Origin of the sequence: Mesorhizobium sp. ISC15 (genome assembly GCF_037162615.1) — a bacterium.
Classification (GTDB): domain Bacteria; phylum Pseudomonadota; class Alphaproteobacteria; order Rhizobiales; family Rhizobiaceae; genus Mesorhizobium; species Mesorhizobium mediterraneum.
Map to the genome: position 1 here is coordinate 2713481 of NZ_JAVSPX010000001.1, position 13097 is coordinate 2726577.

The 13097-nt window shown below is 61.8% G+C and carries 13 protein-coding genes; 11 read left to right on the top strand and 2 right to left on the bottom strand.

From position 1 onward, the window contains the following. Positions 1 to 136 precede the first annotated feature (136 nt). The 11 genes from RPG13_RS13040 (at position 137) to RPG13_RS13090 (ending at position 11584) form a co-directional block, all read left to right on the top strand. Entirely contained in the window at positions 137 to 1072 is a 936-nt protein-coding gene (locus RPG13_RS13040) for a cyclase family protein (protein WP_337125189.1), read from the top strand. A 188-nt stretch (positions 1073 to 1260) separates the two neighbouring features. Next, complete coding sequence (locus RPG13_RS13045; protein WP_126103293.1) at positions 1261 to 2088, top strand: MBL fold metallo-hydrolase; 828 nt, start codon at positions 1261 to 1263, stop codon at positions 2086 to 2088. 215 nt (positions 2089 to 2303) lie between these two features. Next, positions 2304 to 3056, top strand: a complete 753-nt coding sequence (locus RPG13_RS13050) for a GntR family transcriptional regulator (RefSeq protein ID WP_337125190.1) — start codon at positions 2304 to 2306, stop codon at positions 3054 to 3056. 152 nt (positions 3057 to 3208) lie between these two features. After that, positions 3209 to 4702: an FGGY-family carbohydrate kinase gene (locus tag RPG13_RS13055; protein ID WP_337125191.1), complete on the top strand. Its 1494-nt coding sequence runs from the start codon at positions 3209 to 3211 to the stop codon at positions 4700 to 4702. A 66-nt stretch (positions 4703 to 4768) separates the two neighbouring features. Next, positions 4769 to 5515: a GntR family transcriptional regulator gene (locus RPG13_RS13060; RefSeq protein ID WP_126103290.1), complete on the top strand. Its 747-nt coding sequence runs from the start codon at positions 4769 to 4771 to the stop codon at positions 5513 to 5515. After that, positions 5512 to 6249, top strand: coding sequence for an SIS domain-containing protein (locus RPG13_RS13065; RefSeq protein WP_095483958.1), 738 nt, complete (start codon positions 5512 to 5514; stop codon positions 6247 to 6249). Before RPG13_RS13060 ends, RPG13_RS13065 begins: the two co-directional genes overlap by 4 nt. Before the next feature lie 64 nt (positions 6250 to 6313). Continuing rightward, complete coding sequence (locus tag RPG13_RS13070) at positions 6314 to 7600, top strand: ABC transporter substrate-binding protein (RefSeq protein ID WP_292503108.1); 1287 nt, start codon at positions 6314 to 6316, stop codon at positions 7598 to 7600. 21 nt (positions 7601 to 7621) lie between these two features. Then, entirely contained in the window at positions 7622 to 8494 is an 873-nt protein-coding gene (locus RPG13_RS13075) for a carbohydrate ABC transporter permease (protein WP_095483959.1), read from the top strand. Next, positions 8491 to 9318 carry a carbohydrate ABC transporter permease gene (locus RPG13_RS13080; protein ID WP_127205441.1) on the top strand — a complete coding sequence of 276 codons (828 nt, stop codon included), beginning with the start codon at positions 8491 to 8493 and terminating at the stop codon, positions 9316 to 9318. Before RPG13_RS13075 ends, RPG13_RS13080 begins: the two co-directional genes overlap by 4 nt. Before the next feature lie 16 nt (positions 9319 to 9334). After that, positions 9335 to 10414, top strand: coding sequence for an ABC transporter ATP-binding protein (locus RPG13_RS13085; protein ID WP_126103286.1), 1080 nt, complete (start codon positions 9335 to 9337; stop codon positions 10412 to 10414). Between the two features lie 195 nt (positions 10415 to 10609). After that, positions 10610 to 11584, top strand: coding sequence for a hypothetical protein (locus RPG13_RS13090; protein WP_292503109.1), 975 nt, complete (start codon positions 10610 to 10612; stop codon positions 11582 to 11584). Between the two features lie 52 nt (positions 11585 to 11636). Here RPG13_RS13090 and moaB read toward each other — a convergent pair whose 3' ends face one another. Further along, on the bottom strand, positions 11637 to 12194 hold the full coding sequence (moaB, locus tag RPG13_RS13095; protein ID WP_126103284.1) for a molybdenum cofactor biosynthesis protein B: 558 nt from the start codon (positions 12192 to 12194) through the stop codon (positions 11637 to 11639). Further along, on the bottom strand, positions 12181 to 13083 hold the full coding sequence (locus RPG13_RS13100) for a 4-(cytidine 5'-diphospho)-2-C-methyl-D-erythritol kinase (RefSeq protein ID WP_337125192.1): 903 nt from the start codon (positions 13081 to 13083) through the stop codon (positions 12181 to 12183). Before RPG13_RS13100 ends, moaB begins: the two co-directional genes overlap by 14 nt. Positions 13084 to 13097: the final 14 nt, after the last annotated feature.

The following is a 13097-nucleotide window of genomic DNA, read 5'->3' on the forward strand; positions in this document are numbered from 1 at the left end:
AGGCGGCGCGCAGGCTGTGGGCGGAAAGCGGCTTGGTGGAGGCCCTATTGCAGCGACCCTCCTGGGAGGAATGCGTATGCTTGTCGTCCTGCAGGAAACTCGCGATACTCCGGCAACATTTTCGGGGAGACTGCAGATGAATGTATCTAAATTCGTTCGTGTCGCCTTGCTGGCGGCCGCTTGGTCAGTGCCGGCGATCGCGTTGGCGCAGGAGTCGTCCCTTTGGTCGGTTTATGAGAACACGCTAAAATCGGCCAAGTACATCGATCTGACCCATGCCTTCGAGCCGGTGCAGCCCGTATGGCCGGGCTTCGCCAATGCCAAGTTCAAACCGACTGTCGCCGGTCGGGACATCGAGGGCTACGTCAAGGCCGGCGAAGAGTTCACTTACGACAAGCATGGGTTCGTCGCGACCGCCTACGAGCTGACGACGGACCAATATGGCACGCAGCTCGATCCGCCCTCCCACTGGAACCCACTCGGTGCAACGATCAGCGACCTGCCGGCCACTTATGCCGTGCGGCCGCTCGTCGTGATCGACATCAGCGGCAAGGTGCAGACTGACGAAGGCTATCACCTTCAGGTCGCCGACATCGAAGAGTGGGAAAAGGAGCACGGCCGCATACCGGAAGGTTCGGTCGTCTTCGTGCGTTCGGATTGGTACAAGAAATGGTCCGATGCCGCCCGCTTCAACCAGAAGCCGTTTCCAGGCGTCAGTTTGGACGCGCTGAAGTTCCTGCATCTGGAGCGGAAGATTCTGTTTCATGGTCATGAGCCGCTCGACACCGACACCACGCCCAATCTCGAAGGCGAACATTGGCTGCTTCACAACGATTTCACCCAGGCAGAAGGCGTTGCAAACCTCGACAAGGTGCCGGAGGCCGGGGCGTTGGTTACAATCGGCTTTGCCAAGCCGCTCGGCGGGTCAGGCGGATATGCGCGTTACATCGCTATTGCACCCGCCGATTGGACGGAGGGTGTTTCGGTCTCCGAAGCGCCTGGTGCGCCGCTTTCCCGGCAAACCGCGCCGCTCAAGCGCGACGAGAACGGCGTCTTCCGCCCGACGCCCTGATCGCTGGCGATATCCGGGCGGCCGGGCCATGGCGCGTCCCATTTCACGCGATTGTCGCGCAAGTCGCGACAATCGGTTCAGACGTTCAGCCCCTCCGGCGCTCGCGAAAACGTGACTTTCCCGGCGATAGCCATCGTAATCGCTAGCGCTATCGTAGCGTGGCGCCAGTTCTGCCACGGGAGGCAGCCATGCTCCGCCTATCTGCCGCCGTTCTGCTGACCCTGGCTTTCTGGCCGCTCATCGCTTCGGCCCAGGAACAGCCGCCGCCGTCGAGATGCGTTGCGATCGCGCAAGCGCTGCCGTCGGCCACCTATGCCAGCTTCACAGCGCCAAAGGCGCAGACGCCTATGCTGGCCGAGGCCTTCGTCGACGGCGACGTTACGATCACCTATGCCGGCCATTCGACCTACATCATCGAGACACCCGCCGGCGTCAGGATCGCCACCGACTTTTCCGGCGTCTACGGCGCTGACCCGCTGCCGCGCGTGGTGACCATGAACAAGGCCCACCGCACCCATTATTCGGACCATCCGGATCCCGCCATCGAATATGTGCTGCGCGGTTGGAATCCGGACGGTGGTCCGGCGCGCCACGCTCTTGTCGTGGATGACGTCTACATCCGCAACGTGCCGACGGATATCCGCAATGGCGGCGATCTCGGCAAGGACGGCAACTCCATCTTCATCTTCGAAGTGGCGGGGCTCTGCATCGGCCATCTCGGCCATCTGCACCACCGGCTGGAGGACGCGCATTATGGCGCCATTGGCCGGCTCGACGTCCTTATGGTGCCTATCGACGGGGGCATGACGCTGTCGCTCGACCGGATGACCGAAATCACCGCGCGGCTCTATTCATCGATGATCCTGCCGATGCATCGCCATTCGACCCCGATCAGTGAGTTCACAGGTAGGATGGGTGACGATTTCGCGGTGGAATTCCTCTCCGGCCGGTCGCTGACGGTCTCGCTGAAGACGCTGCCCGACCGGCCGACGATCATCATCCTCGAAGGGGTCTGATCGCTTCGTCCCGATCTTCTCCGCCGTGCGCAACCTCTTCTTTCCACTCGCTCAAAACACTCGCTGTCGTTTGGCTTCAGGGGGCAGAGTTAGCTGCCCCTCCACTCTGCAGGCCGATAGGACTAACGAGGGCAGCTTCTGGACGTGCTACTCTGGTTGTTGCGGTCATCGCGAAAATTGGTATCATGTTGGTATTATCGCTATGGGTCCCAGGCGTGACATTCCTCGAATTTTTTGCTGCTGCGCAGAGCAATGGAAGTGATGCGCCGGTCTATAGGCGCCTGCAGGCAGCCCTAGTCGACGCGATCGCCTCGGGCACCTTGAAACCGGGCGCCGTTCTTCCGCCCGAACGTGAGCTTGCCCTTGAACTTGGCATTTCGCGGGTTACCGTGCGTAGAGCGATGGCTGAACTTGTCCGCCAAGGTCTGATTATCCAGCGACATGGCAGCGGAACGTATGTTTCGGGGACGCGCGAGCGCGTCGTGCAAAGCTTGAGCCGACTTTATTCCTTCTCCGAAGACATGACGTCGCGCGGACGGTCGCCAGGCACGCTGTGGCTGGAGCGCGACCTTAGCGTGGCGAGTGCCGACGAGGCGCGCCGGCTCGAAATGCCCAATGGCGGGTCTGTCGTTCGGATGTGCCGGCTGCGGCTGGCGGATAAAGAGCCCATTGCGTTGGAAACCTCATTGATTCCGGCTGCTATCCTGCCCGACCCGAAGCAGATCGAAGACTCCCTCTACCGGACATTGCGTGATCTTGGTCATGTTCCAGTCAAGGCCGTTCAGCGTTTCTCGGCGATCAACCTCGACGAAAAGAGCGCCCGCCTTCTCAACGCACCGACGGGCGCTGCAGCGCTCGACATCTACCGGATAACCCGGAGGGAAGATGGCGTCGTCGTTGAATCCAGTCGGTCGATTTTTCGCGGCGACGCCTACGATTTCGTTGCTGAGCTCGGGCTGGGCAGATGAAATATGGTAGCTGCCAGGCGATCCCGGCGCCATCAGCGAAGCCCTTCATGAAAATAAAACAGGTGCGCACTGATGTCCGGCCACGATTGAATCGGAACCGCGGCGGCCGTGGAGCAGCCAGCATTGCGTGCCATCAGAGATAAGACCAATTCATGACCGATTATTTCCTTGGCATCGACGCGGGCTCGTCCGTAACCAAAGTCGCGGTATTCGACGAAAAAGGCCAACAGCTCGGCATGGGATTTCGTCGCATCCGTTTGCAAAGACCCTATCCGGGTTGGTCGGAACTCGATCCTGTCCTTGCATGGAACGCGGTAAGCGAGGCGATCCGTGCTGCTCTCGCCAACGCCGGTATCGTGGGAAACGATATTGCCGCCGTGGGTCTGTCGGCAGCCATGGTAGGGGCATGGCTGGTCGATGATACCGGCAGTGCCTTGCGTCCCGGTATCGTTTGGGAAGACAGCCGGGCGCAGGATTTGCTGGAACGGCGGGCGGCCGACGTGCCGGATTTCTATCAAAGGATCTTTCAGTCGGATGGCTGCGTATTGCAGCAGGGCTGCACGTTGCCGCTACTTGCTTGGCTGCGAACATATGAGCCAGATGTGCTGGACAGGGCGGCACATGTCTTCGGCTATAAGGATTTCCTGCGCCTGAAACTGACCGGACGGGTAGCCACCGATCGCACGGAAGCTGCAGTGGCGCCAGGCAGCGCGCGGCAGCGCGACCACAGCCCTGAAATGCTTGCATTGTTCGAAGTCGCCGACCTTGCGCACAAGCTGCCGGCAGCAGCAGATTCCGAAACCATAGGCGGCTTCGTCACGGCCACGGCAGCAACCGCTACCGGCCTGAGGGAAGGCACGCCGGTGGCGATCGGCGCTGGCGATGTCCCGGCGACGGTCATTGGCGCCAGCGCACTCGAAAGCGGGATGGCGATGGCCGTTCTCGGTACGACCTGCATGGTCGGCATCGTCTCCGATCAGCCCGTGTTCACGCCACCCAATTTGGGCCTGCTTTTTACCCTGCCCGGCGGGAACTGGTTTCGCGCGATGGTCAACGTGGCCGGCACGCTCAACCTTGACTGGGCTGTCGAAACGCTGTTGCCCGACCTAGCCGGGGAACCCGATCTCTACGCGCGGATGGAGGCGATGATCGCCCAGCTACCTATCGGCAATGAGGGCGTGACCTATTTGCCATATCTCAGCGAGAGCGGCATCATTGCGCCGGTGGTTGACCACGAGGCGCGTGCCGGTTTTTACGGTCTCGCACCCCGACACGGGCGGCCTCACATGATCCGGGCCGTCTATGAGGGCGTGACGCTGGCGATGCGCGATCTGTACCAAGGTCTGGAAGGCACCGGCGACAAAATCCTGCTGACCGGCGGCGGAGCGCGCAGCCTGATGTGGACCCAAATGATCGCCGACGCGCTCGGCATCACTGTTCTCGTCCCGGCCGGGACCGAATTTGGTGCCAGGGGAGCAGCTCTCCTCGCGGCGACAGCCATTGGACAGTTCGGTTCGATCCGCGAAGCGTCGAAGGCGACCCGGCAGATACAGCGCCGCCATGAGCCGGACGGTTCCGTGAAGCCGGCCTGGGACCGCGCCTTCGCTAATTATCGCGCCCGCCGCGACAGCGGCTTGCGCAGATAGCCGGAAAAGCTCTACACAGTTGTTTCAGGTGGTACATACCACGAGAAATTCTGGTTTAGCCTGTCCATGCCTTCAATCGTCGCCGCAGATCATGTGCCGCTTTATCAACGCATCGCGAGTTCGTTCGCGGCGCAGATAGCATCCGGTGCGCTGAAGGTCGGCGAAAGATTGCCGTCGGAGCGGCAGATGGCCGAGGAGCTCGGCGCGAGCCGAATGACGGCTCGCCAGGCGCTTAAGCTTCTCGAACGGCGCGGCTTGGTGGAGACGCGTACCGGCCGAGGCGCCTTTGTCGCCCATCCGCGCATCGAACAGCAGCTCAGTACTCTGAGCGGTTTTACCGAGGAGATGCATCGCGGCGGCCGCTTGGCTTCCAGCATCGTGCTGGATGCAGGCGTCGGCGCGGCGGATCGGGAAGCGGCGGCGGCGCTTGGCATTGCAGAGCATGCGCCGGTCCATCGCTTGGTTCGTGTGCGTCTGGCGGATGCCGAGCCCGTTGGCCTCGAGCGCACCGAAATCCCGGCGGCGCTGGCGCCGAAACTGCTGGAACGCGCGGATTTCAGCACGGATTCGCTCTATCGCGTGCTGCGAGAGGACTATGGCCTCTACCCGAGCGAAGCCGAGCAGAAGCTCTGGTCCGCGCATCCGGATGCGGCCAGTGCTGCCTCACTTGGTATTTCGCTGCAGAGTCCGGTTCTCTTTCTCACCCGCCGCACGCTCGACGCGACGGGCCGTCCGATCGAATACGTCCGGGCGGTCTATCGCGGCGACTGCTTCGTGATGCGCGTCAATCTGACGCTCGGAACAGACACATGACCAAAACGCCGACTGCCGCCGCTTATTTAGCCGACCTCACTACTCGTATCGGTCGTCTATACGACGACAATGCCGAAGCGATCGCGCTCGCCGCCGCCGCCGTCGAGCGCACGGCCAAGGCTGACGGGCTGGTCTATGTTTTTGGCACCGGCCATAGCCACACCATGGCCGAAGAGGCGCACTACCGGGCCGGTGGGCTGGCGCTGACCGTGCCGATCCTCGCCGCTACGACCATGGTGCATGAAGGTGCGGTCGCGGGCACTGTATTCGAGCGAATGTCGGGCATCGTCGCGCCCATATTCGCCCGCTATCCGATCGGGCCAAACGATGTGCTGATCGTCGTGTCCAACAGCGGCGTCAATACGGCCACCGTGGAGGCTGCGTTGATCGGCAAGACAATCGGAGCGACCGTTGTCGCGATCACCTCGGAAGCCTATTCGAAGGTTGCTGCCCAAGGGCGGACGCGGCTCGCCGACGTCGCCGACATCGTCCTTGACAATGGTGCGCCTCCTGGCGACGCCACCATCAACCTGCCGGGGAGCAAATTGCGTGTCGGCCCGGTGTCAACCTCGATTGGGGCAGCGCTGATGAACGCCGTGTTCGTCGAAGCAGCTGCGCGTCTGCAGTCGGCTGGTGGCGCCGCACCCATTTATCTCAGCGCCAATATGCCGGGCGCCAAGGAGGTCAACGAGGCGCTGGTTGATCGTTATCGACCGCGCAATCCGCATCTTTGAGAATTCCAGGACACAGGGATTCCGGACTCAACGGGAGTCTCGGAGCAACGGGAGGAATATGATGATGAGCCCTACGAGATTTCTGACGATCGCCGGCTTCGCCGCTACACTTCTTGCCGGCACCGCCTATGCCGAGCCGGTCGACCTGACGGTCTGGCATATGGAGCAGCCGCCGCACCGCGTGCAGCGCATGAAGGAACTGCTCGACGAATTCAACGCCGCCCATCCCGACATCCAGGTCAAGCAGGAGCCGCAAAGCTGGGGTGAGGTCTACGCTAAGGCGCCGGCGGCCTTCGCCGCCGGAAACGGTCCGGACCTTCTCTTTACCATTCCCGATTTCACAACAGTCCTGAAAGGCATCGATGTGGTCGTGCCGGTCGACGATCTGGTCAAGGACCTCGACAGCAAGCATGGCTTCGTCGAGGCGACGCTCGCGCCCTATAAATACGACGACCATGTTTGGGCCGTGCCGGCCTACAACATGGCGATCTCGCTATGGTACCGCAACAGCGTGCTGAAAGCGGCAGGCGTCGAGGTGCCGAAGACCTGGAGCGAGTGGCAGGCGGCCGCCGAGAAGCTCAGCACCGATGGCAAATCCGGCATCGGTCTTCCGGCCAACAAGCAGCTCTATACGGACCAAACCGTCTATAGCTTCATGGTCAACAGCGGTGCCGGCGATCTCTACAATGACGACGGCTCGATTGCTTTCGACAAGCCGGAAACCGTCAAGGCTTACGATTTCTACAGCAAGCTTGCCAAGTTTTCGCCACCCGACAACAGCACGTGGACATGGGGGGAGGCGGAGGCATGCTTTGCAAACAGCAGCTGCGGCATGATCCTGCAGTTCGGTGTCATCAACACCTACGAAACGCAGGCCGAAGGTGACGCCGCCGATCTCGGCGTGGCGCCCGTTCCGCATGCCGACGAGCAGAGCGCGTCGGCGACCATCTCCTATTCGAACGCCATCATGCTGACGACAAAGGATGAGGCGAAGCAGAAAGCCGCCAAGGTGTTTCTCACATGGTTGCTTGAACCTGCAAATTACGGTCGCTTTCTCACAATGGAGCCAGGCCTGTTCCTGCCGGTGACTAATGACGGCGCTAAGGCGGAATCGTTCTGGAGCGACAAGACCGTGACTAAATACAAGTCCCAGGTCGAAACCATGATTGCCAATTCGCAAACCGGCAAGCTCTTCGGCTTCACCACCGGCAAGGTGTTTCCGTCGATCGGCGCCATCTCGGCTCAGAATGTGATCGCCGAGACCTTGCAGCGCGTTGTTGTCGACGGTCAGAGCGCCGCCGATGCCGTCAAGGCCGGGCAGGCGCGGATGTCCGAAATCGCCGCCAAATAGCGGGCAAGCCGGGGAACGCTCATGAAGAACACGACGCTCGCTTTTGCGTTCGTTTCGCCGGCGCTCCTCTTCCTGCTGGCGGTTCTCGGCTGGCCGCTCGTTCAAGCCGCCATCCTGAGCTTTCAGGATGTCGGCGTGATCGGCTCTGAAGGCCACTTCATTGGGCTCGGCAACTATGCGACGATCCTCGGCGGCGCCGGCTTCTGGCGGGCGCTTGGCCGCAGTGTCGTCTGGGTGCTGTCCAACGCGGTGGTGCAGACTTTGTTGGCGCTGGCAGCGGCGCTTATCCTCAATCAGAAATTTCCCGGCGTCCGGATCGCACGCACCTGGATAATTCTCACATGGATTGTGCCGACCGTGGTCGTTGTCATCATCTGGCGGTGGTTGCTTTCCTCGTCGGGCGGCATGATCAACCCTCTTTTGATCCAGGCCGGCGTGATCGAGCGTCCGGTTGGTTTCTTCGCCACGCGCGAAGGCGCCATGACCACGCTGATCATGATCAATTCCTGGCGCTGGTTTCCATTCACCACACTGATGATGCTGGCTGGTCTGACGCGCATTCCTGGCGATCTCTACGAGGCGGCTCGGATTGATGGCGCTGGCACGTTCCAGCGTTTCAAGCGCATCACCTGGCCGTTGCTGCAACCGACATTGATGGTGCTCGGCGTCGTCGGCACGCTTCTGTCCTTCAACGTCTTCGATGTGATCTGGCTGCTCACCGCGGGTGGTCCATCCGGCGCGACCCAGACATTGCCTGTGCTCATCTATGAAACCGCCTTCAAGGGCTATCGTTTGAGCGAAGCTGCGACGATTTCCGTTCTCACCAGCATCCTCCTGATGGGATTTGCCTTTTTGACGACGCGAGCCATGACGGCGGCGGAGGCGGATCGATGAGGCGCACTTTCGGCCAGTCGCTTTCGCTCTATGGCGGCGTTTTGGTCATTGTTCTTGCAATCGGTCTGCCGTTCTGGTGGGTGTTGACCGGCTCCATCAAATTGCCGAAGGAAATCATCCAGCGTGTGCCCACGATGGTGCCGCACAGCTTTACCCTTCAACATTTCGAAAAGCTCCTGCAGGCTTCGGATTTCCCGATTTATCTACTCAACAGCATGGTTGTGGCGCTGTTTTCCACGGCCTTCACGGTGTTGCTCGCCTTGCCTGCCGCCTATGCCTTTTTTCGCATGGAGTTTCCGGGCCGCAACGCGCTCTACAAGACGATACTGCTCGCTTACGCTTTCCCTGGCGTGGTGGTGCTGATCCCGCTCTACGGCCTGTTCGCGAAGGTCGGGCTGATCGACAGCCCCGTGGCGCTGGTTATCGTCAACGTTGCCTTCGCATTGCCGTTCTCGATCTGGATGATGCGTTCATTCCTGGCGACCGTTCCGCGCGAGATCGAGGAGGCGGCGGTCGTCGATGGAGCACCCACCACCACCATTCTGATCAGGATCCTGATGCCGCTAATTGCGCCGGGCATCGCCAGCGTCGCAATCTTCGCGTTCATCTCGTCCTGGACGGAGTTCCTGTTCGCCTCGGTATTGATCGTGTCGGATGCCAGGCGCACCATTCCGGTCGGCTTTGCCGGCATCATTGGCCAGTATCAGATCGACTGGGGCCTCCTGCTTGCCGGCGCCACGGCAGCCATCATTCCGGTCGTCGCACTCTTCGCCCTTGTCGGCCGCTGGTTCGTCTCCGGCCTTACCGATGGCGCCGTGAAATAGGCTCGAGGGAAGAACTATGGCGGGTCTATCACTTCAGTCGGTCAAGAAGTGCTTTGGCGAAACGGAGGTTATCGGCGGTGTCGATCTTGACGTCGCCGATGGTGAGTTTGTCGTCTTTGTCGGCCCCTCCGGCTGCGGCAAATCAACGCTTCTGCGTATGATCGCCGGGCTGGAAAGAACGTCCGACGGGCGTATCCTGATTGGCGGGCGCGACGTCACCGACGAGGATCCAGCCAAGCGCGGTATAGCCATGGTATTCCAGACCTATGCGCTCTACCCGCACATGACTGTGGCCACCAACATGGGATTTCCGTTGGAGATGGCCAAACGCCCCAAGGAGGAGATCGACCGCAAGGTGGCGGAAGCGGCGAAGATACTGCACCTGGAGGCCTATCTCGAGCGTAAGCCACGCGAGCTTTCCGGCGGCCAACGCCAACGCGTTGCCATCGGCCGCGCGATTGTGCGCCAGCCGGGCGTCTTCCTGTTCGATGAGCCGCTGTCGAACCTCGACGCCGAACTGCGTGTGCAGATGCGCATCGAGATCGCCCGGCTGCATCAGGAACTCGGCACGACCATGATCTATGTCACGCACGACCAGATCGAGGCAATGACGCTGGCCAGCCGTATCGTCGTGCTGCGCGCCGGTCGCATCGAGCAGGTCGGCGCCCCTCTGGAGCTTTATGAGAATCCCGACAACAGTTTCGTGGCAGGCTTCATCGGCTCACCACGGATGAATTTCGTCCCGGCCACGGTCATGGCTGTCGAAGACGGACGGGCTGTGGTCACGGCGCCGGAGGCCGGCCTCGTCGGCATGGCCGTTGCCACACGCGGCGCGCCGCCGAAACTGGGAACATCTGTCAGCCTCGGCATTCGCCCGGAGCATTTTGTGCCCGCCAAAGGCGCGACTGGGGCGCTTTCTGGCAAGATCTCCCTTGTCGAGCGCCTGGGCGGCGTCACCTACGGCCATGCTTTGCTCGCTAGCGGCTCGATGATCACCGTTGAAAGCCGTGACGCGGATCGTTTCGAAATCGGCAAAACGGAAATCTTCGGGTTCCAACGCGCGTTTCTGTTCGGCGCCGACGGCGTTCGATTGTAAGTGTCGGCTCTGGGTGAGTTGATGGGGCGAGCATCATTCCCCCAGAGAAATTGCGAGGTCTCCCTTTTATTGTGCATTGCACAAAATCTGGCCTAGGGTTACCATTCTTCCGTTGTGGGCGGATGGGCTTGGGTGACGCCGGAGCGGTGAGCGACCGACGCTTTGTCGACGCTGCCCTCATAGCTGAGGATACCGATGACCTTTTCAAGCCCTGACAAGTCCGGTGCTGCAAGCCTCGAGTCAATCGCTCGAAACGGCAGCCTGCTGCGCCGCATTGCCGTGCGGATTCCGACTTATCTGTCGGACCTTCGCGAGAATCCGGCATGGCTGCCGATGTTCATGCTGGCACGCACCATGCCGGCGCGGCGGCTGCATTGGCGTGGCGCAAAACCGGTTCGACCGGCGCAAAAAGCCCAGGAAACGATGTTCACCAGCGTCGATCGTGATGCGGCGGTGCGCGCGCTCCGCTCGGACGGCCTGTTTTCCGGGCTTGCCCTGCCGTCGTCGATCCACGAAGAGATCGCCAGCTTTGCGCAGCGCACGCCTTGCTTCGGCAATTTCGACCGTCGGCTGGAGTTCTTGCCGGCCGAGCATGCCGACGCCGAGAAGCACTTCGGCCGTCCCTTGCTCAGCGGGCACTTTTTCGAGCGGATCCTCGACTGTAATGCCGCGCTTACCGTGCAGCGCGACCCGCTGCTTCTCGACATCGCCGCCCATTATCTCGGCAGCCAGGCGAAGCTGATCACCACGCGCGTCTGGTGGAGCTTTCCGACGAGCTCCGTCTCCGACGCCGAGAAGAACCTGGCGTCGCTTGGCAAATACCACTTCGATCTCGACGATTGGCGGATGCTGAAATTCTTCTTCTATCTCAATCCGGTCGATACCGAGACCGGTCCGCATGTCTATGTCCGCGGCAGCCACAATCGCCGCATCCTCAAGCACCAGATGACGCTTCTTGTCGGCCACCCGGCGGAAGAGGTTCTGAAGGTCTACGGCGCGCAGAGCCCGATTACGCTGACCGGCGAGGCGGGTTCGGGCTTTGTCGAGGATCCCTTCGGCTTCCACATGGGCACCGTGCCGACGCGCAAACCGCGGCTGATGATGGAAGTCGGCTTCGGCGTTTCGCCGCCCTCGCGGCGGCGGTTCCACGGCGAGCCCGTCATCCGCTGATCTTTGCCGCTGATTTTGGGAAAGCCCAGAAGCAGCCTTTCCGGAACTTGGCCTAACTTGTCTTGGTGCCGCCGCGCCGCAGATGTTCGTCCAGGCGCGGCATGATCTCGACGAAGTTGCAGGGCATGTGCCGGTAGTCGAGCTGCGGCTTCAAAATGCCGTCCCAGGCGTCCTTGCAGGCGCCGGGCGAACCCGGTAGCACGAAGACGAAGGTCGCGTTGACGACGCCGCCGGTGGCACGGCTCTGGATCGTCGAAGTGCCGATCTTGTCGTAGGAAATGCGGTGGAACACTTCGGAAAAGCCGTCCATGCGCTTTTCGAAGATCGGCTCCAGCGCCTCCGGCGTCACGTCGCGGCCGGTAAAGCCGGTGCCGCCGGTGGTGATGACGACATCAATCGCTTCATCCTTCGACCAGCCCAGAACCTTGTCGCGAATTTTCTGGCGGTCGTCGGTGACGATGTCGCGGTCGGCCAGGACATGGCCGGCCTCCACGATGCGGTCGGCCAGCGTCTGGCCGGATTTGTCGTCGGCGAGGCCGCGGGTATCGGAAACGGTCAGCACCGCGATGCGCACGGGAATGAAGGAGCGGCTCTCGTCAATCCTGACCATGTGCGTCAGCCTCCGATGTCATGCTTCGCGTTGCGGCGACGAACCAGTCGGGATGGCGGCTGCGAATGTCGACGGCCGCGCGCTTGGCCACATTGCCGGTCTCGAACAGCCCGAAGCAGGTCGCGCCGGAACCGGACATCCGGGCGAACCCCGCTCCGGCCTTGTTGAGCACAGAAAGCGCCTTGCCGATGGCGGGTTGGATCGCCCGTGCAGCGGGCTCGAGATCGTTGCGCGTGATCTCCATCCAATTGCGGATGCTGTGGAAGTCGAGGCTGCGCGGCAGCGGCGGCAATCCCTCATTGTCGCGATGGGAAAGCGCGTTGAACACCTCGGCCGTGGAGACGGCGATGCCGGGATTGACGAGGACCAGCCCGAGTGCGGGAAAGCCCGGCACGGCCGACAGCTCGTCACCAACACCGCGCGCGATCAGCGGTTTTGCCGTAAGGCACATGGGAACGTCGGCGCCCAGCGAGAGGCCGATCCGCGCCAGTTCGGCTTCGTCGAGGTCCAGTCTCCACGTCTCAGCCAGCCCGCGCAGCACCGTTGCGGCGTCGCTCGAGCCGCCGCCGACGCCGGATGCGACCGGCAGGTTCTTTTCGAGCCTGATGGCGACCGGCAGCGCATGTTGGAGACCGGCCCGCTTCCGCAGCGCGTCGCGCGCTTTCACGACCAGGTTGCTGTCGTCGATCGGGACCGCGGAGGCGTATCGGCCCGAGACGGAAAACCCGTCGCTGTCGGCGAGCTCGATCTCGACCCTGTCGCCGAAGCGCGTGAACACCGCCAGGGTCTCGATCATGTGATAGCCGTCGGCGCGCCTGCCGGTGACGTGCAGCGCGAGATTTATCTTGGCATGCGCATGCAATGCCCGGACGGTGATGCCGGAATCCACTGTGTCGGTCGCGA

Bases quoted from the DNA above. Each gene is read 5' to 3' on its own strand.
- RPG13_RS13040 (WP_337125189.1), top strand. From the start codon at position 137: ATGAATGTATCTAAATTCGTTCGTGTCGCCTTGCTGGCGGCCGCTTGG.
- RPG13_RS13045 (WP_126103293.1), top strand. From the start codon at position 1,261: ATGCTCCGCCTATCTGCCGCCGTTCTGCTGACCCTGGCTTTCTGGCCG.
- RPG13_RS13055 (WP_337125191.1), top strand. From the start codon at position 3,209: ATGACCGATTATTTCCTTGGCATCGACGCGGGCTCGTCCGTAACCAAA.
- RPG13_RS13060 (WP_126103290.1), top strand. From the start codon at position 4,769: ATGCCTTCAATCGTCGCCGCAGATCATGTGCCGCTTTATCAACGCATC.
- RPG13_RS13065 (WP_095483958.1), top strand. From the start codon at position 5,512: ATGACCAAAACGCCGACTGCCGCCGCTTATTTAGCCGACCTCACTACT.
- RPG13_RS13070 (WP_292503108.1), top strand. From the start codon at position 6,314: ATGAGCCCTACGAGATTTCTGACGATCGCCGGCTTCGCCGCTACACTT.
- RPG13_RS13075 (WP_095483959.1), top strand. From the start codon at position 7,622: ATGAAGAACACGACGCTCGCTTTTGCGTTCGTTTCGCCGGCGCTCCTC.
- RPG13_RS13080 (WP_127205441.1), top strand. From the start codon at position 8,491: ATGAGGCGCACTTTCGGCCAGTCGCTTTCGCTCTATGGCGGCGTTTTG.
- RPG13_RS13085 (WP_126103286.1), top strand. From the start codon at position 9,335: ATGGCGGGTCTATCACTTCAGTCGGTCAAGAAGTGCTTTGGCGAAACG.
- RPG13_RS13090 (WP_292503109.1), top strand. From the start codon at position 10,610: ATGACCTTTTCAAGCCCTGACAAGTCCGGTGCTGCAAGCCTCGAGTCA.
- moaB (WP_126103284.1), bottom strand. From the start codon at position 12,194: ATGGTCAGGATTGACGAGAGCCGCTCCTTCATTCCCGTGCGCATCGCG.